16 protein-coding genes are annotated in these 23,436 nt (G+C 63.6%); 5 read left to right on the top strand and 11 right to left on the bottom strand.

Annotated features, from left to right (window positions below):
• Positions 1 to 46: 46 nt before the first annotated feature.
• Positions 47 to 1,726 carry an electron transfer flavoprotein-ubiquinone oxidoreductase gene (locus J2X35_RS02160; RefSeq protein WP_310180648.1) on the bottom strand — a complete coding sequence of 560 codons (1,680 nt, stop codon included), beginning with the start codon at positions 1,724 to 1,726 and terminating at the stop codon, positions 47 to 49.
• A 190-nt stretch (positions 1,727 to 1,916) separates the two neighbouring features.
• Between J2X35_RS02160 and J2X35_RS02155 the strand changes: the two genes are divergently transcribed.
• The gene (locus tag J2X35_RS02155; RefSeq protein ID WP_405023170.1) at positions 1,917 to 2,594 is read left to right on the top strand and encodes a hypothetical protein; all 678 of its coding nucleotides are present in this window, start codon (positions 1,917 to 1,919) and stop codon (positions 2,592 to 2,594) included.
• Positions 2,595 to 2,631: 37 nt separating this feature from the next.
• Positions 2,632 to 3,510 carry a uracil-DNA glycosylase family protein gene (locus tag J2X35_RS02150; RefSeq protein WP_310180646.1) on the top strand — a complete coding sequence of 293 codons (879 nt, stop codon included), beginning with the start codon at positions 2,632 to 2,634 and terminating at the stop codon, positions 3,508 to 3,510.
• On the opposite strand, the gene J2X35_RS02145 is transcribed toward J2X35_RS02150, so the two are convergent.
• Positions 3,485 to 3,901, bottom strand: a complete 417-nt coding sequence (locus tag J2X35_RS02145) for a hypothetical protein (protein ID WP_056108134.1) — start codon at positions 3,899 to 3,901, stop codon at positions 3,485 to 3,487. The two genes, J2X35_RS02150 and J2X35_RS02145, sit on opposite strands and share 26 nt — an antisense overlap.
• A gap of 159 nt (positions 3,902 to 4,060) precedes the next feature.
• On the opposite strand from J2X35_RS02145, the gene J2X35_RS02140 reads away from it, so the two are divergent.
• Positions 4,061 to 4,882 carry a helix-turn-helix transcriptional regulator gene (locus tag J2X35_RS02140; RefSeq protein ID WP_310180642.1) on the top strand — a complete coding sequence of 274 codons (822 nt, stop codon included), beginning with the start codon at positions 4,061 to 4,063 and terminating at the stop codon, positions 4,880 to 4,882.
• A 10-nt stretch (positions 4,883 to 4,892) separates the two neighbouring features.
• Here the strand turns inward: J2X35_RS02140 and J2X35_RS02135 are convergent, their stop codons facing one another.
• Both J2X35_RS02135 and J2X35_RS02130 read right to left on the bottom strand, forming a co-directional pair.
• Entirely contained in the window at positions 4,893 to 5,792 is a 900-nt protein-coding gene (locus J2X35_RS02135; RefSeq protein WP_310183705.1) for a DMT family transporter, read from the bottom strand.
• Between the two features lie 52 nt (positions 5,793 to 5,844).
• Entirely contained in the window at positions 5,845 to 8,148 is a 2,304-nt protein-coding gene (locus J2X35_RS02130; protein WP_310180641.1) for a xanthine dehydrogenase family protein molybdopterin-binding subunit, read from the bottom strand.
• A gap of 151 nt (positions 8,149 to 8,299) precedes the next feature.
• Here J2X35_RS02130 and pepN point away from each other — a divergent pair, with 151 nt between their 5' ends.
• Both pepN and J2X35_RS02120 read left to right on the top strand, forming a co-directional pair.
• Positions 8,300 to 10,948, top strand: coding sequence for an aminopeptidase N (gene pepN / locus J2X35_RS02125; protein WP_310180639.1), 2,649 nt, complete (start codon positions 8,300 to 8,302; stop codon positions 10,946 to 10,948).
• Positions 10,949 to 11,126: 178 nt separating this feature from the next.
• Positions 11,127 to 13,433 carry an ATP-binding protein gene (locus tag J2X35_RS02120; protein ID WP_310180638.1) on the top strand — a complete coding sequence of 769 codons (2,307 nt, stop codon included), beginning with the start codon at positions 11,127 to 11,129 and terminating at the stop codon, positions 13,431 to 13,433.
• Between the two features lie 69 nt (positions 13,434 to 13,502).
• Here J2X35_RS02120 and J2X35_RS02115 read toward each other — a convergent pair whose 3' ends face one another.
• From J2X35_RS02115 to J2X35_RS02085, 7 genes are all read right to left on the bottom strand, one after another.
• A complete protein-coding gene (locus J2X35_RS02115) occupies positions 13,503 to 13,958 on the bottom strand; it encodes an EF-hand domain-containing protein (protein ID WP_056108116.1) in 456 nt (151 codons plus the stop codon).
• Positions 13,959 to 14,019: 61 nt separating this feature from the next.
• Positions 14,020 to 16,986: a bifunctional [glutamine synthetase] adenylyltransferase/[glutamine synthetase]-adenylyl-L-tyrosine phosphorylase gene (locus J2X35_RS02110; protein WP_310180635.1), complete on the bottom strand. Its 2,967-nt coding sequence runs from the start codon at positions 16,984 to 16,986 to the stop codon at positions 14,020 to 14,022.
• A complete protein-coding gene (locus tag J2X35_RS02105; protein ID WP_310180633.1) occupies positions 16,983 to 18,449 on the bottom strand; it encodes a HAMP domain-containing sensor histidine kinase in 1,467 nt (488 codons plus the stop codon). Before J2X35_RS02105 ends, J2X35_RS02110 begins: the two co-directional genes overlap by 4 nt.
• Before the next feature lie 5 nt (positions 18,450 to 18,454).
• The gene (locus J2X35_RS02100) at positions 18,455 to 19,129 is read right to left on the bottom strand and encodes a response regulator transcription factor (protein ID WP_056108108.1); all 675 of its coding nucleotides are present in this window, start codon (positions 19,127 to 19,129) and stop codon (positions 18,455 to 18,457) included.
• Positions 19,130 to 19,318: 189 nt separating this feature from the next.
• A complete protein-coding gene (locus tag J2X35_RS02095; RefSeq protein ID WP_056108106.1) occupies positions 19,319 to 20,848 on the bottom strand; it encodes a Do family serine endopeptidase in 1,530 nt (509 codons plus the stop codon).
• 137 nt (positions 20,849 to 20,985) lie between these two features.
• Positions 20,986 to 21,459, bottom strand: coding sequence for a cytochrome c-type biogenesis protein (locus tag J2X35_RS02090; protein WP_310180630.1), 474 nt, complete (start codon positions 21,457 to 21,459; stop codon positions 20,986 to 20,988).
• Positions 21,456 to 23,435, bottom strand: a complete 1,980-nt coding sequence (locus J2X35_RS02085; protein WP_310180628.1) for a heme lyase CcmF/NrfE family subunit — start codon at positions 23,433 to 23,435, stop codon at positions 21,456 to 21,458. Before J2X35_RS02085 ends, J2X35_RS02090 begins: the two co-directional genes overlap by 4 nt.
• Between the last annotated feature and the right edge of the window lies 1 nt (position 23,436).

Below are 23,436 nucleotides of genomic sequence, written 5' to 3'. Positions count from 1 at the left end.
AACAGTTACGTTAACAAATGCTTGCGGGCCGTGCCGGGCCGACCCGCTACATGTTCTGGTAGACGGGGCCCTCGCCGCCCTGCGGCGGCACCCAGTTGATGTTCTGGTTCGGATCCTTGATGTCGCAGGTTTTGCAGTGGACGCAGTTCTGCGCGTTGATGACGAAGCGAACATCCCTGGCCTGCGGGTCGGCGGCGGCGTTGCCGTCCTTGTCGACCCATTCATAGACGCCAGCCGGGCAATAGCGTGTGGACGGCCCGGCAAAGACGTCATGCTCCGATCGCTTCTGCAGGTCCATGTCCTTGACCTGGAGATGGACCGGCTGGTCCTCCTCGTGATTGGTGCCCGAGATGAAGACGGAGGACAGCCGGTCGAAAGTCAGCACGCCGTCCGGCTTCGGATAGGCGATCTTCTGGTGCTGCGACGCCGGCTCCAGCGACTGCGCGTCGGTCTTGCCATGCTTGAGCGTGCCGAGGGGCGAGAAGCCCAGCAATGTGTTCAGCCACATGTCGAGGCCGCCGATGGCAACGCCGGCGATGGTGCCGAAGCGCGACCACAGGGGTTTGACGTTGCGGACGCGTTTCAAGTCCTTGCCGATCTCGGTCGAGCGCCAGTTTTCCTCATAGCCCGTCAGTTCGTCATTGGCGCGGCCGGCCGCGACCGCCTCGGCGACGTGCTCGGCAGCCTGCATGCCGGACAGCACCGCATTGTGCGACCCCTTGATGCGCGGCACGTTTACGAAGCCGGCGGCGCAGCCCATCAGGACACCACCCGGGAAGGACAGCTTCGGCACCGACTGCCAACCGCCTTCGGTGATTGCGCGCGCGCCGTAGCCGATGCGCTTGGCGCCAGCGAAGGTGCCGGCGATCGCCGGATGCGTCTTGAAGCGCTGGAATTCCTCAAAGGGCGAAAGATACGGGTTCTTGTAGTTCAGATGGACAACGAAGCCGACAGCCACCTGATTGTTCTCGAGGTGGTAAAGGAAGGAACCGCCACCGGTCTTCATGTCGAGCGGCCAGCCGAACGAATGCTGGACCAGGCCCGGCTTGTGGTTCTCCGGCTTGACCTCCCAAAGCTCCTTCAGGCCGATGCCGTATTTGCCCGGCTCGCGGCCGTCGGACAGGTTGAACCTGGCGATGAGTTGCTTGGCGAGGGAGCCCCGCGCGCCCTCCCCGATCAGCACATACTTGCCCATCAGCGCCATGCCCGGCGCGAAGTTCGGCCCGTGGCTGCCGTCCTTTTCGACGCCCATATCACCGGTCACGACGCCGGTGACGGCGCCCGCCTCATTGTAGAGAAGCTCCACAGCGGCGAAGCCCGGATAAATCTCGACGCCCAGCGCCTCGGCCTTGCCAGCCAGCCATTTGCAGACATTGCCGAGCGAGACGATGTAGTTGCCGTGATTGTTCATCAGCGGCGGCATCATGAAATTGGGCAGCCGCACCGAACCCGCAGGGCCAAGAACCAGGAAATGATCGGCCGTAACCGGTGTTTTGAAGGGATGATCGCTTTCCTCGCGCCAGCCGGGCAAAAGACGGTCGATGCCGACCGGATCGACCACCGCGCCGGAAAGGATATGCGCGCCGACTTCGCCGCCCTTTTCCAGCACCACGACGGAAAGATCTGGATTCAGCTGTTTCAAACGGATGGAAGCTGCCAGGCCCGCCGGGCCGGCGCCGACGATCACAACGTCGAATTCCATGCTCTCGCGTTCGATCTCGCTCATGTTTCCTCCCGTAGCTGGCCGTCCGCTGGCTGCCGCGCTCATAGCGCATCCAAGCGCTATGGCAATCTCGATCCCTTGCCAACGGAAAATTCCTTAAGCCGTATGACAAGCAGGTATGCATGAAATCTAGTTTACGCTAACGTAAACGTCAATTTCAGAAAGCGGCCGCGAAGCCAATTTCAAGTTTTCGATGTTCGAACGCGAAACGATCCGCCATAGTCGGCCAATGCGCAACGCTGTGCCTGCCGGTTCCGCACTGACGCGCCTTTTCCGCACGCTCGGTCTGACGATCCGGGTACTGCCCTTCGTTTCAATAGCAAATCCTGCCGCCGAGAGTAGGGCTGAGCCAATCGTATGGAAGGCAGGCGCATACTCGATTTCAGACGAACTCGGCGGCTTTCGCATCACCGGGGTCTCGGGGACCGGCACATCGGCTGATCCGATCGTCATCGAGGAGGAGCTGAATTCGGCATCCCCCGTGACGCTGACTTTCCGCACGATCAGACCTATCCAGCCATTTGCCGACGCGGGGTATTATGCCAACGGCATCCTTCATATGCGGATCGAAACGCTGAACAACAGCGGCCAGCCATGGGTCGAATTCGAGTTCGAATTGCAGGAAATCCTCAACCAGCCGAGCGTCTTCGGTGACGGCTTGTCTTTCGACCAGCGCAACAAGAACCCCACTGAAATCGTCTCCAGCGCCTTTGCGGAATTCAGTCGCGATTTCGAACCTTATGACCGGCTGCTTTTCGAGAACGGCAAGGTCGATCCTCTGGCGACGGTGACGTTCGCGTTCCTGATAACGGATTACACGCCGCGCTGGACGTTCTACCTGGTGCAAGACCCACGGATTCCCTCGAGCTAAGCTTGCAAATGACGCCGGGGCGAAAGATGGTGGCGTCATGACTGCCATCGCTAAAGAACCGCCGGCCGGGTTGCGCGAGCTGCTTGCCTTCTATGCAGATGCCGGCGTGGACGAGGCCCTGAACGAGGCGCCTGTGAACCGGTTCGCCGAGGCGCCTCCCCCTGCCCTGCCGAAGGGCGGCGATCGTGTGCCTGCGACGGCGAGAGAGCCGGAACGGACCGCCGCCCCTGCGTCAGACCGTGCCAGGCCGGCCCAGCCGCGCCAGCCTTCGATAGACAATGCAGCCGCCCGGCCGACGACGGTTCCTGACGAGGCGCAGGCGACGCTGGCGCGCGACCTGGCGCGGCAGGCGCAGACGCTGGACGAGCTGCGTGAGGCGATGGCCGGTTTCGATGGCTGCAATCTGAAGTTCACAGCCAAGAATCTGGTTTTCTCCGACGGCAACCCGGAAGCCGACGTCATGCTTGTCGGCGAAGCCCCGGGACGTGACGAGGACCTTGAAGGCCTGCCTTTCGTCGGCCGTTCCGGCCAGTTGCTGAACCGGATGCTGGCCGCCATCGGGCTCGACCGGACCAGTGTCTACATCGCCAATGTCATTCCATGGCGGCCGCCGGGCAACCGCACGCCGACGCCGCACGAAACGGAAATATGCCGGCCTTTCATCGAGCGGCAGATCGAGCTCATCGGGCCGAAACTGCTGGTCACGCTGGGCGGCCCCTCGGCCAAGACGCTGCTCGCCACGACCGAGGGGATTTTGCGGCTGCGCGGGAACTGGCGCTCCCACACAACCGCATCCGGCGCCGTCATTCCAGCGATGCCGACCCTGCATCCCGCCTATCTGCTGCGCACGCCGGCACACAAGAAGCTGGTCTGGCGCGACTTCCTCGAGGTCAAGATGAAGCTGCGGGAATTTTAGTTCCCGAAGCCTGAACCTGCATTCCGCGCCATTGCAGGCAGCCGAGCAACGCGACCGTAATGGCCTGCGCGACCACGAAAGCAATTCCTAGCGCGTTCGGGGCGATCCAGCCGCCGATCAGCAGGCCGAAACAGATAGCTGCCCAAAGAAAATTGATGCCGATAATGTCAACCATGACGGTTTTCGAGACCTGTTCGCGGCGGGCGACCACCGCAAGGCCAATCACCCACGGAACCAAGGCGGCACCGGCGCCGAGAAGCAGGCCGGCAGGCAGATCGAGCAGCGGCGACAGGAAGGGCGAGCCCGCCGTCATCAGAACCGCTCCGACACTGCTGAAGAGAATGTCGGCGTAGAGAACGTTGCGCAGGAACTTGGTGATCGTGACGGACATCGTCGTCTCCTATCTGGTTTCGTGGTCCCGATTTCGCCGGAGCGGTCGGGATGTCGTGACAATGAAGCCATGGAGGAGAGATGGCGATTACGTGTGAGGTAATAGAAAAGCCGAATTCGATATCCTAGTTTTCGGCATCTCGATCAGACAGGATTGGCAATGTCCGAAACCGAAAACGCCGTGGGCGGCATCATACGCGAATGGCGGTCGCGCCGCCGCATGAGCCAACTGGATCTCGCCGGCGAGGCGGACATCTCGCAGCGCCACCTCAGCTTTCTCGAAAGCGGCCGCGCGGCGCCGTCGCGGGAGGTGGTGATCCGGCTGGCCGACAGCCTCGACGTGCCGCTTCGCCACCGCAACCGCATGCTTCTGGCCGCCGGGTTCGCGCCGCAATACGGTGAGCGGACACTGGCAGACCCCTCTCTTTCTCAGGCCCTGTCGGCGGTCAAGCTGGTGCTCAAGGGGCATGAGCCCTGCCCTGCCTTCGCGGTGGATTCGCGCTGGAACATGGTGGCGGCGAACGACACGGTGGCACCCTTCCTCGCCGCGGTCGAGGACAGCGCCTTGCTGGAACCGCCGGTCAACGTGCTGCGGCTGTGCCTTCATCCCAGGGGCCTCGCTTCGAAGATCGTCAATCTGGCGGAATGGCGGGCGCATATCCTGGCGCGGCTCAAGCGGCAGAACGAGACCTATGCCGACCCGCTGCTGGAACAACTGGAGGAGGAGCTGCGCGGCTATCCGAGCGGCGTTTCTCAAGGCAGGGTCATTCACAATGAAAGTTCGGCCATCGCCCATATGCTGAAGCTTCGGATGGGCGGCTCGATCCTATCGTTCATCAGCACGATCACCGTTTTCGGCACGGCGCTCGATGTCACGCTCTCCGAGCTCGCGATCGAATCGTTCTTTCCAGCCGATGACGCGACAAGGGCGGTGCTTACCCGGCTGGCGGCCGAGCGTCCGGCTCAACCCAATTATTCCTGATGTTGAGCTGCTAGCCCGGTGGAGAGCCAGCCTTGCGGGCCGCCGTAAGTTCCAGCCCAAGCCGGCGCTCGCGCCAGATGATGAAAAGTCCGGCGCCAATGACGATGAAACCGCCGATCAGCGTGTTGAGCGAGGGAATGTCGGCGAAGAGCAGGTAACCGAGACCGAGACCGAAAATCATCGAGGTGTATTCGAACGGCGCCACGACCGAGGCCTCTGCATGGCGATAGGCCTGCGTCATCAGGATTTGCGCGATGCCGCCGCTCAGGCCGGCCGCCACCAGCAGGACCGTCTGCAGTGGACTCAGCCAGTTCCAGCCGAACGGGATCGAAACGAATGAGGCAATGGTGGCCGTCAGCGAGAACCACAGCACGATCGTCGATGTCCGCTCGGTATGGACGAGCTTGCGCACCAGAAGCGCCGCTACCGCCGAAATCACGGCCGAAATCAGCATCGCGACCACGCCGGCCGCCTGCTGGTTATCGATCCCTTCGGCGCCTGTCAGCAGGGTGAGGTTGGGCCATGAAATGACCATGACGCCGAACAGACCGACCGCGACCGCCGTCCAGCGATAGGCGCGCACAATCTCACCAAGAAAGATCGCACTGAACATGACGATGAGCAGCGGCTGCGCATAGTTCAACGTGATGGTTTCCGGAAGCGGCAGCCGGGTCAGGGCGAAAAAGCTGAACCCCATGGCGGCGACGCCGACGAGACCCCGGACGACATGGCTCACCGGCCGGCTGGTGGCGAAGGCGAATCTCAGCTCACCCCTCCATGCGAGGAAAGCCAGGACGGGCACAATTGCGAAAAAGGACCGGAAGAACACGATCTGGCCTGGCGGCACGTCATCCGCCGCCTTGATGCAGGCCTGCATGCCGACGAAGATCGCCACCGAAGCGATCTTCATGCCGATGCCGGTTAGCGTGTTCTGCGCTGCGTCCCCCTCGCCGTCCGACAATTCAGGCCGTCGCCTCCTGAATGGCGGCCCAGACGCGCGACGGCGTCGCCGGCATTTCGATGTGGCCGATGCCGTAGCCCCGGTAGAGCGCGTCGACCACGGCGTTCAGCGCCGCGGGGGTCGAGCCGATCGTGCCGGCCTCGCCCGCGCCCTTGATGCCGAGCGCATTGGTGGTGGACGGTACGTTGCGGGTCTCGAAGTGGAACGACGGAACATCATCGGCGCGCGGCATGGCGTAGTCCATGAAGCTCGCCGTCAGGAGTTGTCCGTCTTCGCCATAGACGGTGTCCTCCGTGAGCGCCTGACCGATGCCCTGGACGACGCCGCCATGGACCTGCCCGGCAAGCAGGATCGGGTTCACCGTGACGCCGAAATCGTCGACGATGGTGTAGCGCACGATGTCGGTGTGGCCGGTGTCAGGATCGATCTCGACTTCGCAGATATGCGTCCCGTTGGGATAGGTCGCCTCGTGCTGCACGAATTCGCCGAAACCCTGCAGGTCTTCCTTCTTCTTGGCAGCCTTGGCGATGGTGGAGAAATCGAGCGAACGGTCGGTGCCGACGATGCGCGCTGTGCCATCGACCAGTTCGATGTCGCCCGCCGAGGCTTCCAATTCATCGGCTGCGACGCGCTTGATCTTTTCGGCCAAATCCTCGCCGGCGCGCGACGCGGAGACGCCGCCGAGCGGGATGGAGCGCGAGCCGCCGGTGCCGCCACCGGATTTCAGCTCATCCGTATCGCCCTGGCGGACATGAATTTTCTCGATATCAAGATTGAGCTTTTCGGCAACGAACTGCGCATAAGCCGTCGCATGGCCCTGTCCATTCGTCTGCGTGCCGATCTTCAGCGTGACGGTGCCGTCGCCGTTCAGTTCGACATGGGCCGGTTCGGATCCTGGAAAGGCACAGGCCTCGATATAGGTCGCCATGCCGATGCCGCGGACTTTTCCGCGCGTTCTGGCTTCCTCGAAACGGCTGGAAAACTGATTCCATTCAGCCCTTTCCAGCGCCACGCTCATGTGGCCGTCGAATTCGCCGGTATCGTAAAGACGGCCGGTCTGTGTCCGGTACGGCATCTGATCGGGCCGGATGAAATTGCGGCGGCGGATTTCTTCCGCTCCCAGCCCCAGGTCGCGGGCGCAGGCATCGACCAGCTTTTCCAGCAGGAAGGCTGCTTCCGGCCGCCCTGCCCCACGATAGGCGTCGATGGGGCAGGTGTTGGTGTAGATGCCGGTCGTGGTCACATCCAGCGCCTGGATGTCATAGACGCCGGTCGACATGGTCACGCCGATATAGGGAATAAAACCGCCATATTGCGAGAGATAGGCGCCCATATTGGCGCGCAGATCGACCCGCAGGGCAAGGAACCGGCCGTTCTCGTCCATCGCCATCTCGGCGGTCACGACGTTGTCGCGCCCCTGCGCGTCGGTGAGGAAATGCTCGGTCCGGTCTCCGGTCCATTTGACCGGCCGGCCGACGCGTTTCGCGGCTTCCAGCACCAGCGCATATTCACGGTAGACGAAAGATTTCGGGCCGAAGCCGCCGCCGACATCGGGCGTGATGACCCGCAGCTTCTCCTTGCCGATGCCGAAGACACCGGAGAGAATCGTCTGCATGGAATGCACGCCCTGCGAACCGGTGGTGAGCTGGAACCGGTCTTCGTCGGTGCGCCATTCGCCGATGGCGGCGCGGGCTTCCATGTAGTTGCAGACCAGCCGGTTGTTGATGAAATCGATGCGCGTCACCTTCGCGGCCTTGGCGAAGGCTGCATCGGCTTTCTTCTTGTCGCCGGCATGGTAGGTGAACGCCCTGTTCGAGCCGAGTTCCGGCCAGACCAGCGGCGCTTCCGGGTCGAGCGCGGCGATCGTGCCGGAAACGGCCTCCTCGTCCTGATAGTCGACCTCGATGAGTTCGGCGGCGTCCTGCGCCAGCGCGCGGCTGTCGGCCACCACGAAGGCGACCGCATCGCCGACATACTGGACGCGGTCCTTGCACAGGATCGGAATGTCGCGGGTGGGCGCGCGGGTGCCGTCCGGCTGCTTTTGCATGGAACCAGACTGCAGGTCGCCAAGATGACCGAGATCAGCCCCGGTCAGGACAAGATGCACGCCGGGCGCGGCCCTTGCCGCCTCGACCGACGAGATGGAGAATTTTCCTTTTGCAACGGGCGAGCGCAGGACATAGCCATGCAGCGTGGCGGCTGGCTGGATGTCGTCCGTATAGCGACCCTTGCCGGTGATGAAAGCCTGGTCTTCCAGGCGCAGCACGGATGCGCCCATCCCGAATTTCGGTGTTGCGACCGTCATGTCGTCCTCGCAGTATGGCTGGGGAATTCAGGCCCTGACATAAGCCTCGCCCCAGTTTTGTCGAGGGGTGCTTTCGTGTAAAGAGCCGTCAGCCTATTTTCATTTGAACCAGCCGGCGGTCGCGGGCCGGCGGCAATCAGGAATCCAACGGATGCGTACAGACGACGGCCAGGTCTTCAAACTCGAAGACTACCGACCGAGCGACTACCTCATCCCCGATATCAGCCTGACCTTCAACCTGTCGCCGAGCGCCACGCGGGTCTCGGCGCTGATGACCGTTGTGCGCAGCGAGGGCGCGCCGCTGGACAGCCCGCTGGTGCTCGACGGCGACGGACTCACCCTTTTGCTGCAGGTCGAGATCGACGGCAGGATGCTAGCGCTTTCCGATTACCAGACAACGCCCGACAATCTCATCATCACCAGACTGCCGACCGCAAAGAGCTTCCAGCTTCTGGTCGAAACGGAAATCGCGCCGGCCGCCAACCAGGCGCTGATGGGCCTGTACCGCACCAACGACGTCTATTGTACGCAATGCGAGGCCGAGGGTTTCCGGCGCATCGTCTATTTCCTCGACCGGCCTGACATCCTTTCGGTCTACACGGTGCGGATAGAGGCCGAGCGCAAGGAAGCACCGCTGCTGCTTTCCAACGGCAATCCGGTGGAGGGCGGCGATCTCGGCAATGGGCGGCACTATGCGGTGTGGCACGATCCGTTTCCGAAACCGTCCTACCTGTTCGCGCTCGTCGCCGGCGATCTCGGCAAGGTTTCCGGCAGCTTCACCACCATGTCGGGTCGCAAGGTCGACCTCGGCATCTATGTCGAACACGGCAAGGAGCTGCTCGCCGACTACGCGATGGATGCGCTGAAGCGGTGCATGCGCTGGGACGAGGAGAAATTCGGCCGCGAATACGACCTTGATGTCTTCAACATCGTCGCCGTCTCGGAATTCAACATGGGGGCCATGGAGAACAAGGGTCTCAACATCTTCAACGACCGCTATGTCCTGGCTGACCGGGAGACCGCGACGGACGCCGATTTCGCCAATATAGAGGCGATCATCGCGCATGAATATTTCCACAATTGGACAGGCAACAGAATCACTTGCCGCGACTGGTTCCAGCTCTGTCTCAAGGAAGGGCTGACTGTTTTCCGCGACCATGAGTTCTCCGCCGACCAGCGGTCGCGTCCGGTCAAACGCATCACAGAGGTGCGCACGCTGCGCTCGCACCAGTTCCCGGAGGACCAGGGCCCGCTGGCGCATCCGGTGCGGCCACGCCGCTATCGCGAGATCAACAATTTCTACACGGCCACCGTCTACGAGAAGGGTTCCGAGGTTGTGCGGATGATCCGCACCATCGTCGGCGCCGAGGCGTTCCGGCGCGGCATGGACCTCTATTTCGAGCGCCATGACGGCCAGGCCGTGACGATCGAGGCGTTCATCAAGGCGTTCGAGGACGCCTCCGGACGCGACCTGTCGCAGTTCTCGTTGTGGTATCACCAAGCCGGTACGCCCAACCTCACCGTCAGCTCGCGCTATGACGCGCCGGCCCGCGAACTGACGCTCGACATCGAGCAGTCGGTGCCGCCGACCCCGTCTGAAAGCCGCAAGCGGCTGATGCACATACCGCTGGCCTTCGGACTGGTTGGCGAGGATGGCAGGGACATGGCTTACGACGCTGCGGAGGGAGCCAGCGTGGAGGACGGCGTCATCCATGTCCGCAAGCGACGCCACAGCGTCCGCTTCAGCGGGGTTGGCCAAAAGCCCGCCATTTCGCTGAACCGCGGCTTCTCGGCGCCGGTGACGCTGTCGCTGCAGCAGAAGCCGGACGAGCAGCTTTTCCTCGCCAGTCACGACAGCGATGCCTTTTCGCGATGGCAGGCGTCGAACACCCTTTTCACGGAAGCGCTGATTGCCGCCTTCCGGGCGACGCTTGGCGGCAAGCCCCTGGCCTTCGACAAACGTCTGGCGGACATGGTTGACGCCATCGCCGGCGATGATGCGCTGGAGCACGCTTTCCGGGCGTTGGTGCTGACGCTGCCGGGCGAAGCCGACATTGCGCGCGACATTGGCAAGAACATCGATCCCGACGCCATCCATGCGGCCCGGACCGGGCTTGCGGGATTTATCGCCGCCGCCAATGAAACCGCGTTCCGCAATCTCCACGGCCGTTTGCGCGACAATGGCGATTTCAGCCCCGACGCCGCCAGCGCCGGCCGACGCGCGCTGCGCAACGTGCTGCTCGACTACCTCGCGTTTCTGCCGGGCGGCGCAGAGCTCGCAGCAGAGCACTTCGAAACAGCGACCAACATGACCGACCGGTCGGCGGCGCTGGCCGTTCTGGCGCATCGCCATGCCGGCTCGCCGCGGACGATGGATGCGCTGGCCGCATTCGAAGCCAAATACGGCTCCGATCCGCTGGTGATGGACAAATGGTTCGCCATCCAGGCCAGCACGCCGGGCGACAAGGCGGTGGAGACAGTGCGGACCCTGATGAGCCACTCCGCCTTCTCGCTGTCGAACCCGAACCGTGTGCGCGCGCTCATCGGCACGTTCTCGAGCGCCAACCAGACCGGTTTCCATCGCGCCGATGGACTAGGCTACCAATTCTTCGCCGATGTCGTGCTGCAGGTCGAACGGCTGAACCCGCAGGTTTCGGCCCGGCTGGCGACGGCGCTGCGCTCATGGCGCTCGCTGGAGCCGGGCAGGCAGAAGAAGGCGCGGGAGGCGCTGCTGTCCCTTGCCGCCGCCGACAATCTCTCCGCCGACCTGCGCGATATCGTCGAGCGGACTCTAGCCTAGAACGTTCGTGGCTAAATTGAATCGCTCCAGGCGGCAAAGCGTCCAAATCCGTCGATTTTTAATCTTTTTTTACTTAGCCACTGGACAAGGCGAATCACCTTTGATTCTTTACTGACGATTCGGAAGTACGGCGTTGCCGGATCATTTCAGCAGGTAAAAGATCGGGGAGTGCCATTTGATGGCAAAGGCGGACGCGTGGGGCGCGCCCGGCAGGATAGTTTTTGGCTGGCGAGCGACTCCGCGCCGCAGCCTGTCAGGCAACGCGCGCCTTTTCGCGGAGCCGACCTATCGCAACCTGCTGGCCGCCGAACCTCTGCTTCGCAAACTGATCCCGGCGCTGATCATTATCTTTCTGATCGTGGTTGCCGGCTTGCGGATTCTCTCGCTGATGAACGCGCAGGATGAGACGGAGCGTAACGCCAAGGCGATGCTCACGCTCGCCGCCGGCCAGCTGATCGAAACGGATTATGCCGAGGGCGGCGCCCAGGACCTGCTCGAGCGCATCGCACGCGCCGGCGCCCTGGACAGCGGCTACGTGCTTGCGATGACCGACGGCAACTTCAAGGTAGAGGCCGTCAGCCCGCGCTCGACCCAGTGGCAGGGCCGTCTGCTCGACAGGATGATCACGGGCGGACAGCCGCTGTTCCTGTTTGGCGAACGCGCCGGCGTGATGGATGTCAAGATCGGCGATAGCGACTGGTACGCGGCGCTGCAGCTCAGCCCGGACAGGAGCAAGGCGGCCGTCGCGCTGGCGCCGCAGGATGCCGTCTTCGCCGAATGGCGAAAGACCGTCTCGCTGAACGTGACGCTGTTCGTGCTGACGGCCGGTGTCCTGATCGTCGTCCTCTACGCCTATTTCAGTCAGGCATCCCGCGCCCAGGCGGCGGATCGCATCTATATCGATGCACATCAGCGCATCGATATGGCGCTGGTCCGGGGCCGTTGCGGCCTGTGGGACTGGGACATGGTGCGCGGCAAGATGTACTGGTCGCGTTCAATGTACGACATGCTGGGCTACGAGCCCTGCGAGACGATGCTGTCGTTCGGCGAGGTCGATGCCATCATCCATCCCGAGGATGGCAACCTTTTCGAACTCGCCAACCAGATCGTGGCGCGCGAGATCGATCATATCGACCAGGTCTTCCGCATGCGCCATGCCGACGGACAATGGGTGTGGATGCGCGCAAGGGCGCAGGTGATGGACCCCGAAGCGCCGGAAATCCAGCTGATCGGCATCGCCGTGGATGTCTCCGAGCAGCGGCATCTGGCGCTGCGGTCCGAGGCCGCCGACCTTCGGCTGCGCACGGCGATCGAAAACATCAACGAATCCTTCGTGCTCTGGGATTCCGGACAGCGCCTGGTGATGTGCAACTCCAAGTACCAGCAGGACAACGGGTTGTCCGACCGCGATGTCATGCCTGGCGTATCGCGCGAGCAGCTGGAGAAAAGGATGCTGGCTTTCGCCGCCGAACGGCGGATCGCCAACGCCAACGGTCCGCGCGGCGGCCTGACCTTCGAAAGGCAGCTCGCCGATGGCCGCTGGCTCCAGGTCAACGAATTGCAGACGCGGGACGGCGGCACCGTGTCGGTCGGCTCCGACATCACGCAGATCAAGCAGCACCAGGAAAAGCTCGTGGACAGCGAGCGCCGGCTGATGGCAACCATCCACGACCTCAGCCTGGCCCGCCGCGCCGAGGAAGAGCGCGCGCGGGAAATGGCCGATCTCAACCGCAAGTACATCAAGGAAAAGGACCGCGCCGAGGCCGCCAACCAGGCGAAGTCGGAATTCCTCGCCAACATGTCGCATGAGCTGCGCACGCCGCTCAATGCGATCATCGGCTTTTCCGAGCTGATGGAGCAGGCGCTGTTCGGCCCGCTCGGCTCGCAGCGCTATGAAGAGTACGCCACCGACATCAACAGCAGCGGCAAATATCTGCTCGGCGTCATCAACGACATACTCGACATGTCGAAGATCGAGGCCGGCCAGTTCTCGATGGAGCGGGAAGAGATCGACCTCAGCCCGCTGATCAGCGAAACGGTGCGTGTCATTTCGCTCGCGGCGGCGGAGAAATCCATCACGGTGGATACCCGCATCGCCGGCCCGGTCAAGCTCTTTGCCGACCGGCGGGCGATCAAGCAGATCGTCATCAACCTTCTGTCCAACGCGGTGAAATTCACCGGCCAGGGCGGCCACATAACGGTGAAGGCGCGCAACACCTCCGGCGCCATGACGCTGACGATCGAGGACAATGGCTGCGGCATTCCGAAATCGGCGCTCGGCAAGCTCGGGCGACCGTTCGAGCAGGTGCAGAACCAGTTCTCCAAGAACCACGCCGGTTCAGGGCTTGGACTGGCGATCTCGCGCTCGCTGGCCGAACTTCACGGCGGCGCGCTGAAAATCCGCTCCACCGAAGGAGCTGGAACGATCGTTTCGATCCGCATTCCGGTGAGGAAGCCGGTCCGCGCCATCAAGGCGGCGGCCTGAGCCGATAAACGAAAACGCCCGGCGGTTTATTCCGCCGGGCGTTTCCGTTTTCAGGCCTCAGACCAGAACTCAATTGTCGTTGTGGTGACCGCGCTTGCCGTGCTTGCCGCGTCGCATTTCGCTCTTTTCGATCTTGCCGTCATCGTTGCGGTCCAAAAGCGCGAACCTCTTCTTCTGCTGCGCCTCGATCTCCGCCTTGGTGACGGCACCGTCGCCGTCGGTATCGAAACGGTCGACAAGGCGCTTGGCCATGCGTTCGGAGCGCATCTTCTCGATCTGCGCAGCCACCTCGGCCACGGTCATCTTGCCGTCCTTGTCGGCATCGGCGTCGCCGATACGCTTGTCCATGGCGGCCGTGAACTCCTCGAAGCTGACGTCGCCATTGGAGTCGGCGTCAAGCTTGTCGAAGCGCATCGCGCCATGACGGGGACCCTTCGCGTCACCGCGGTCGGCTGCGACCGCGACGGAACCGGCGGTGCCGGCGAGCGCCAGGAAGGCAATGGCGAGTTTGGTTGATTTCTTCATCGGTAACTCCTGTTTGCATCGTCACCCCCGATGCTGCGGAACCGTGGCTGCGGGCGCACCCTCATCCACGCTTCCTGCGAAGCAGAAGGTCGAAGTCCTTTCGAACCTTCCGCGACGTTTCCTTCAAATGTGCCTCCAGCACCTTCATGTCCGGCAGGTCAGTCGCCGCCAGCAGGAGGTCCGCAAGTCCTGGAGGCACGTCGTCCTTCTGGAACGAGCCGGTGAGGCACAGCCTGATGATCTGTGTCAGCGTCAAATAGAGCGAATATGCGGCGCTGAGCTCATCCCTGATGCCGGGATCGGCAAACTTCGGATCGAGGCGTGACAGGATCTCGCCGGTTCCCGTCGTACGGATCTCGCCATCGACCTGCCCGGTCAGAACCGCGACCTGGGCGATGAACTCCAGGTCGATCAGCCCGCCGGGGACCAGCTTTATGTCCCAGGCGTCCTGCGCCGGCTTCTCCTTCTGGATCAGTGCGCGCATGTCGGCCGCCTCCGCCCTGATCTTGGCGGCGTCGCGCGGCTGAGAAAGGATCGCCGCCACTTCGGTCTCGATCTCGCCGCACAGGCTCTCATCGCCGGCGACCGCGCGCGCACGCGCCAGCGCCATCTGCTCCCAGGTCCACGCCTCGCTGCGCTGGTACTTGCGGAAGGCATCGAAATGCGTCGCCACCGGCCCCTTGTTGCCGGAGGGGCGCAAGCGCAGGTCCAGTTCATAGAGCACGCCCTCGGCAGTAGGCGCGGAAACGGCGGCAATGAGCCGTTGCGTCATGCGCATGAAATACTGCGACGGAGCCAAGGGCTTGGCGCCGTCGGATTCCTCGGCGTCGGCGGCGTGATCGTAGAGCAGGATCAGATCGACGTCGGAGCCGGCGGTCAGTTCGCGGCTGCCGAGCTTGCCCATGCCGAGCAGCGCCACGCGACTGCCGGGAACCCGGCCATGCCGCGATGCGAATTCCTCCATCACCGCGTTGAGCGCGGCGTCGATGGTCAAGTCGGCAAGATGCGAAAAGGCCCGGCCGGCGCGCGCCGGATCGATGGAACCAGCCAGAAGGCGCACGCCGATCAGGAATTGCTGTTCGGAGGCGAAAATGCGCAGCCGGTCCAGCACTTCCTCGTAGGCGCGGTCGCCTTCGAGGAAAGCGGCGAGCCGCGCCGACAGGTATGCGCGATCCGGCAATTCCGTCAGCAGAGCAGGATCCAGCAGCCCGTCGAAGACATGCGGGCGGCGCGTGATGATGGCGGCCAGCCGCGGCGCCGAGCCCATGATCGTCGCCATCAGCCTCAGCAGCGCCGGATTGGACTGAAGCAGCGAAAAGAGCTGAAGCCCTGCCGGCAAGCCGGCGAGGAATTCGTCGAAACGCAGGAGCGCCTCGTCGGCCCGCCTTGTCTTGCCGAAGGCTTCCAGCAGAGCCGGGGTCAGCTCCGTCAGGCGTTCGCGCGCTTCGGCGGAACGGGTGACCTTGTAGCGGCCGAAATGCCAGGTACGGATGACCCGGCAGATGTCGCTCGGGCGCTCGAAGCCCAGCTTGCTCAACGTTTCCAGCGTGTCGGGATCGTCGACATCGCCGGTGAAGACCAGATTGCCGAGGCCGGCGGAAAGCTCCGGTGCGGTCTCGAACAGCGCGGCGTAGTGGCCTTCCACGTCACGCAGGGCCGTGCGGAATGCGGCGGAAAAGGCATCCGCGTCCTCAAAGGCCAGCATATGGGCAATGCGTTCGAGACCTTCGTCGTCGTCCGGCAGGACATGTGTCTGCTCGTCCGCCACCATCTGCACGGCGTGCTCGACGCGGCGCAGGAACCAGTATTGGGCAGCAAGCGCATCGCGCGCTTCGGCCGTGATCCAGCCGCGTTCGGCAAGCTGCGCGAGCATCGGCACCGTCTGCTTGCCGCGCAGTTCAGGGAACCGGCCGCCGGCGATGAGCTGCTGGGTCTGGACGAAGAACTCGATCTCGCGGATGCCGCCCCGGCCGAGCTTGACGTTGTGGCCCTTGACGGCGATTTCGCTGTGGCCCTTGTGGGCGTGGATCTGGCGCTTGATCGAATGAACATCGGCGATCGCCGCATAGTCCATGTATTTGCGCCAGACATAGGGCTGAAGCTCCTTGAGAAAGGCATTGCCGGCCGCGATGTCGCCGGCGACGGGACGCGCCTTGATCATCGCCGCGCGCTCCCAGTTCTGGCCGCGGCCCTCGTAATAGTTCAGCGCCGCCTCCACGGGGATGGCGAGCGGCGTCGAGCCGGGGTCGGGGCGGAGCCGGAGGTCGGTGCGGAAGACATACCCGTGCTCGGTACGGTCCTGCAGGATGCGCACCAGCCGCCGGCTCAGGCGCGAAAACAGGTCGGTCGCGTCGAGCGGGTCAATGACGGCGGGAGCCTCGGGTTCGAAGAAAACCACGAGATCGATGTCGGACGAAAAGTTCAGCTCATGACCGCCGAGCTTGCCCATGCCGAGCACGATCCAGCCGGATTTCTCCGATGGCTTCTTCGGGTCCGCGAGCTTGAGCTTGCCCTGGCTGCCGGCGTCGCGCAGCAGGAAATCTATGGCAGCGGTGACGCAGGCTTCGGCGAGGTCGCTGAGACGGCGAACCGTCAGCGCCGTGTCGGCCTCGCCTCCCAGTTCGGCCAGCGCGATGAGGAAATGCGCCTCGGTCTTCAGCAGCCGCAGCCGCATCATCAGCGCGGATTCGGTGACGTCCTCGGCATAGGCGCAGTCGCCAAGCTCTTCCAGAATCCTGGCCAGCCGCTGCTCGACGGTCATGTCGAGCAGCGTATCCAGCATTTGCGGGCGCCGCCGCGCCAGATCGCGCAGGAAAGGAGACAGGTTGAATGCGGCAGCCAGGAACGCCGGCACCGCGCCCTTGCCGGCCAGCGATTTTGCCAGGCGCGGCAGGTCTTCCTCAGTCGCGGCGGCGGCAACATCGGCAAGATCCTCGCCGGCATCCGCCGCATCCAGAGGCGCCAGCGTCAGCCGGGGCTGCAAAAGCCATTCGGGCCTGGCGCTTTTGCGCACCGCGCTGGATTTCATCGGCTCTCTCCGGTCGACTGCTTTTCCCCTTCGGGAAAATCCATGACGACGGATAATCCGGGATCGCCGGGCAGAAGATCAAGCGTTCCGTGGTGGAATTTCATGATCGCCTTGGCGAGGCTGAGACCCAGTCCCGAGCCGGGCTGCGAGCGGCTGCGTTCCAGCCGCACGAACCGTTCGGTGGCGCGCGCGCGGTCGACATCGTCCGGAATCCCGGGGCCGTTGTCCGAAACGGTGAGCTTTACGCGGCCACCCGCGCGAGCGAGCGCAACACGCACGACCGGCTTGCTGCTCGAGTCCACCGAGTATTTGATCGCGTTGTCGACGATGTTGGACAGCGCCTGGCCGATCAGTTCCCGGTTGCCGTCGATGGAAAAAGCCTGGCCGACATCCGTCTCGATCGCCACGCCGGCTTCCTCGGCCACCGGCTCATAGAGATCGACGACATCGCGGATCGCGGCCGCCAGATCGACCTTGACCGTACTCTCGGAGGAGTAGCCGGCCTCCAGCCGCGAGATCATCAATATGGCGTTGAACGTCTTGATGAGATGATCGGATTCGGTGATCGTGCCTTCCAGCGCCTCGCGGTAGTCGGCTGTCTTCTGCTTTCCGGCAAGGGTGGCTTCGGCACGGTTGCGCAGCCGTGTCAGCGGCGTCTTCAGATCGTGAGCGATATTGTCCGAAACCTGCTTCAGGCCCTCGTTCAATTCGGCGATGCGGGCCAGCATGGCGTTGAGGTTTTCCGACAACCGGTCGAACTCGTCGCCGGCGCCGGTCACCGGCAACCTGCCGGACAGGTCGCCGCCCATGATACGGCGGCTCGCTTCCGAAACGCCGTCGATACGCTTCAGCGCCGCGCGGCCGACGAAGAACCAGATGAGCAGGCCGCCCAGGCCCATCATACCCAGCGCCAGCATCAGCGCGCGCCGCACGACGGCGCGGAACCGCTCCGGTTCGCCAAGGTCGCGGCCGACCAGAAGAATCATCTGGTTCGGCAGCCGCAGCACCAGCGCCATGGCGTTGTGCCCGGTTTCGCCGCCTTGCGCCTGGCTCGGATCGGAAACGTTGCCGCGCTGCCGCCCCTCCCCCTCGCCGAAGCGCTGGTAGTAGAAGGGCTTGCCGGTCCAGCCCTCGGTCTCGAGCACGCCGGGCTCGAGCGCTTGCACATTGCCGGCCAGGATCTGGCCGTTCGCATCGGCGATGAGGTAGAGGTTGGCGCCCGGCTGGCGCGAACGCTGCTCGACAGACCGGGCAAGTACCGGCAGGCCGCCGCGCTGATACGCGCGGGCAAGCCCCAGCACTTCCTCGTTGATGGTTTCCTGGGTCTGCGCCGCCAGCATGCGCGCCGACAGCGACGTCATGTAGAAAACCAGCAGGACGGCGCAGAGCGCGAAAAGAAGAAGAAAGAGCGCCGAGAGCCGCGCAGCCGTCGTCTTCATGATGGCAGGCACGGAAAGCGCCATCGTCGCTAGCTACCTCTGAGCATGTAGCCGGCGCCGCGGATCGTATGCAGGATCGGCGTGTCGAAGCCCTTTTCGATCTTGGCGCGCAGCCGCGAGACATGGACGTCGATGACATTTGTCTGCGGGTCGAAGTGGTAGTCCCAGACGTTTTCCAGCAGCATGGTGCGCGTCACCACCTGCCCGGCGTGGCGCATGAGATATTCGAGCAGGCGGAATTCGCGCGGCTGCAACGTGAGTTCGCGGCCGGCGCGCCGCACCGAATGGGACAGGCGGTCGAGTTCCAGGTCGCCGACGCGATAGACCGTATCGCTCTCCTTGGCGCTGGCGCGGCGGTTCAGAACCTCGACGCGGGCAAGCAGTTCGGAAAAGGCATAGGGTTTGGTCAGATAGTCATCGCCGCCGGCACGCAGGCCGGTGACGCGGTCGTCCACTTCGCCGAGCGCGGAAAGGATCAGCACAGGTGTGGTGTTGCCGCGCGACCGAAGCCCGGCGATCACGGAAAGCCCGTCGCGGCGGGGCATCATGCGGTCGATGACCATGACGTCGTAGTCGCCCGAGTCGGCCAGCGCGAAACCGACCTCGCCATCACCGGCGACGTGCGCCGTATGGCCGGCTTCGGTGAAAGCCTTCTCCAGATAGTCCGCGGCCTCACGATCGTCTTCGATGACGAGAATCTTCATGGGCTCGTTATACGGCATTTCGGCTGGTCTTGTGGACGGCATGTTAGAGACCTCGCGCGTTTTGCGGCAGCGGGCGATGGGGGCCCGCTGCCGCCCGAACCGGATACGATGACTGACTAACGCATCGCGGCGCGGTGCTTCCAGGACGGAGGCTCGGGGGTGTTGAAACCTCCGCCCGGAACGGTCAGGTCAACCCTTGTCGACCGGGAGCGCGACGAAGCGGTTGGCGTCGTCACGGCTGATCTGGACGAGAACCGACTTGCGTCCAGCCTTGGCCGCATCGGCCATGGCCTTGGAGATGTCGTTCGGGCCGCTCACTTCCTGCGAATTGACAGCGGTGATGACATCGCCGACCTGGATGCCGCGATCCGCCGCGTCGCTGTCGGGATCGACATCGGTCACGACGAGACCCTTGCCGTCATCCGACTTGGTCACGGTCAGGCCGAGGTCGTCGAGCGAAGCCGTCGCGCTGGGCGCCGACTGCTGATCGTCCGCCGACGCCTGCTTGTCGGTGTTCGGCAGCTTGCCGAGATCGACGCTAATCGTTTCGGACTTGCCGTTGCGCCAGACCGTCACATCCACCGGCTTGCCGGGATTGTAGGCCCCGATCAAACGCGCAAGCTCCTTGGTGCCAGCAACATCCTTGCCCGCGACCTGCGTGATGATATCGCCGGGTACGATGCCAGCCTTCTTGGCCGGGCTGTCGTCTTGCGCGCTCGAAACCAGCGCGCCCTTTTCCGACTTCAGGCCGAGTGACTCGGCGATTTCGGGCGTCACCGGCTGGATTTCGACGCCGAGCCAGCCGCGCTGGACGCTGCCGTTCTTCATCAGGTCCTGAACGACCTGCTGGGCAGTCGAGGCGGGGATGGCGAAGGCGATGCCGACATTGCCGCCGGAGGGCGAGAATATGGCTGTGTTGATGCCGACGACCTGGCCGCTGAGGTTGAAGGCCGGACCGCCCGAATTGCCGCGGTTCACGGCGGCGTCGATCTGAATGAAATCGTCATAAGGACCGGCGCCGATGTCACGGCCACGAGCCGAAACGATGCCCGCCGTCACAGTGCCGCCCAGACCGAATGGATTGCCGACGGCAACGACCCAGTCGCCGACCCGAACCTTGGCGTCATCGGCAAAATCGACATAGGTGAATTTCTGGCTGCCGCCATCGACCTTCAGGACCGCCAGATCGGTGCGCGGGTCGGTGCCGATGAGTTTGGCGTCCAGTTCCTTGCCGTCGTCGGTAACGACGGTGAAGGCGCTGCCTTCTTCGACGACGTGATTGTTGGTGACGACATAGCCATCATCGGAGATGAAGAAGCCGGAACCCTGGGCGACCGGACGCGGCTTGTCGTTCCTGTGATCGCGACGGCTAAACCGCGGGCCGCGGTCCGGCCTGCCATCACCGCGGAACTGCTTGAAGAACTCGCGCAACTGCGGATTGTCCGGAAGACCGTCCGGACCCTGGAACATGTCGGAGCCGTCATCGGAAGCGGGCTGCATCTTGGCCTTCACGCGCACGCTGACGACGGCCGGCGAAACCTGCTGGACGACATCGGCGAAGCTCGGGACCTGCGCGGCTTCGACCTTGACGGCATCGGCCAGAACAGGTGTCGTGCCGGTGGTGACCGCGCCGACGCCAATGGCGCCAGCAATCGCGAGAGATGCCACGGCAGCCAGAAGGCGGGTGCGGGTACGGGATGATTGGGGGGCGGTGTTCATGGTCTCGTGTCCTTTTGAACGGGATGCAAACGGCATCCGCTGACACGAGAGATAGAGCGGCTCACATTACGGGGCCATTTCCGGTAAATGAAATTTTGGTAATGTGGGACCGGCTTCTCAAAAGCGGTTTGCGCCAGTCACTCGCCGCGTCGCAACAGTTCGTCGAGCGTGGCCTTTTCCTGTGCGGTCAACACGGCGGTTTCATCCATCTTCTTCGAACGCGAAGCACGCAGCATGACCAGGCCTCCGGCGAGCAGGAGCAGGACAGGCGTTCCCCATAAAAGCGCGTTCTTCAAATCGAACCGGGGTTTCAGCAGAACGAATTCGCCATAGCGGGAGACGATGTAGTCCATGACTTCGTCGTCGCTGTCGCCGGCCTTCAGGCGCTCGCGCACCAGAAGCCGCAGGTCGCGCGCCAGATCGGCATCCGACTCGTCGATGGACTGGTTCTGGCAGACCATGCAGCGAAGCTCTTCCGAGAGTGTACGCGCCCGCGTTTCCAGTACCGGGTCCGACAGGATTTCGTCAGGGCGAACCGCAAAGGCAGGCCCCGAAGTCAGCGCGCAGAGCATGGCGGCTGCCAGAAGTGCCGAAATTCGAGAATTGTTCATGATGTGGCTATGGCGCGCTGAGGCTTGCGGCGCGACGGTGCGCCGACCCGTAGACGCCGGTCCATGAGCGACATCGTCCCGCCCGCCATCATCACCAGTGCGCCGATCCAGATCAGCGTCACCAGCGGCTTCCACCAGATGCGCACGGCGAGCGATCCGTCCTCCGCATCGTCGCCGATGGAGACGTAAAGCTGGCTGAGACCGATGGTCCGGATGCCGGCCTCGGTGGTCGTCGTTTGCCGCACGGGATAAAGCCGCTTGGCGGAAACGATCTCGCCAGCGGAAACGCCATTTGAACCGGTCAGGGCGAAGCGGGCACGCTCCTCGGCATAGTTCGGACCCTGCACCGGGTACAGGCCCTCGAAGCGCAGCGTATAGCCAGAAACCGTGACACTTTCTCCGGGGCGCATCGACAGGATGTTCTCGGTTCCAAAACAAACCGTGCCGACAATTCCCAATGTCGTCAGCCCCAGACCCATATGGGCGAGCGCGGTGCCGTACATGGAGCGTGGCAGGCCGGTGAAACGACGGGCCATGGTAGGCAGGCTGGTGGAGCCGGCTCCCGACTTCACAGCAAGGTCGGTCAGCGCGCCGACAATCAGCCAGAACGCCAGCCCGGCGCCCAATACGGCGAAAACCGAACTGCCGTCGACGAACAGCGCCGTCACCAGCATGGCGCCCAGCGCCACGGCAAAGGCCGTCATCAGCCTTTGAGCGGCGGCGAACACGTCACCCCGTTTCCAGGCGAGCAAGGGTCCGAACGGCACCAGAACAAGCAGCGGCACCATCAGAGGAATGAATGTCAGGTCGAAAAAGGGCGCGCCGACGGAAATCTTGTCAGCCGAAATCGCTTCCACCGCCAGCGGATAGAGCGTGCCCACCAATACGGTGGCGGTCGCGGTGGTAAGGAAGAGGTTGTTCAGCACCAGCGCGCCCTCGCGCGAGATCGGCTGGAAGAGGCCGCCCGCAGTCAGCGACGACGCCCGCACGGCGAAAAGCGCCAGCGCGCCGCCGATGAACAACATCAGGATGCAAAGGATGAAGACGCCGCGTGTCGGGTCGGTGGCGAAGGCATGGACCGACGTCAGCACGCCGGAGCGCACCAGGAACGTGCCGAGCAGCGACAGCGAGAAGGTCAGGATGGCCAGCAGCAGGGTCCAGATTTTCAGCGCCGAGCGCTTTTCCATGACGATGGCGGAATGGAGCAGCGCCGTGCCGGCGAGCCAGGGCATGAAGGAGGCGTTCTCGACCGGATCCCAGAACCAGAAGCCGCCCCAGCCGAGCTCATAATAGGCCCAGTAGGACCCCATGGCGATGCCGCCGGTGAGGAACACCCAGGCGACCAGCGTCCACGGCCGCACCCAGCGCGCCCAGGCGGCGTCGATGCGGCCTTCGATCAGCGCCGCCACGGAAAAGGAGAAGCAAACCGAAAAGCCGACATAGCCGAGATAGAGCAGCGGCGGATGGATGGCGAGGCCGAGGTCCTGCAGGACAGGATTGAGGTCGCGCCCTTCGATCGGCGCCGGCGATAGCCGGACAAACGGATTTGACGTCGTGATGATGAAAAGGAAGAAGGCGGCGCCGATGAAGCCCTGCACGGCCAGGACATTGGCGCGCAGCGTTGGCGGCAGGTTGGCGCCGAAGAATGCGATCAGCGAGCCGAAGAACGTCAGGATGAGCACCCAGAGCAGCATCGAGCCTTCATGGTTGCCCCATGCGCCGGTGATCTTGAACAGGAGCGGCTGCAGCGAATGCGAGTTCTCCCACACATTCGCGACCGAGAAATCGGATTGCGCATAGGCGATCGCCAAGGCGGCAAAGGACAGCAAGGTCAGGAAAAAGCCGGAAATGGCGACCGGCGCCGCCACCGCCATCAGTCGGTCGTTCCTGGTCCGGGCGCCGACCAGCGGCACCGCCGTCTGGACAAGCGACAGCGCAAAGGCAAGTACGAGCGCGAAATGGCCGATTTCAACCATG

This window comes from Mesorhizobium sp. BE184 (assembly GCF_031457045.1).
Classification (GTDB): domain Bacteria; phylum Pseudomonadota; class Alphaproteobacteria; order Rhizobiales; family Rhizobiaceae; genus Mesorhizobium.
The sequence above is the reverse complement of the archived record's forward strand: the minus strand, read 5'-3'. Positions and strand labels throughout refer to the sequence as shown.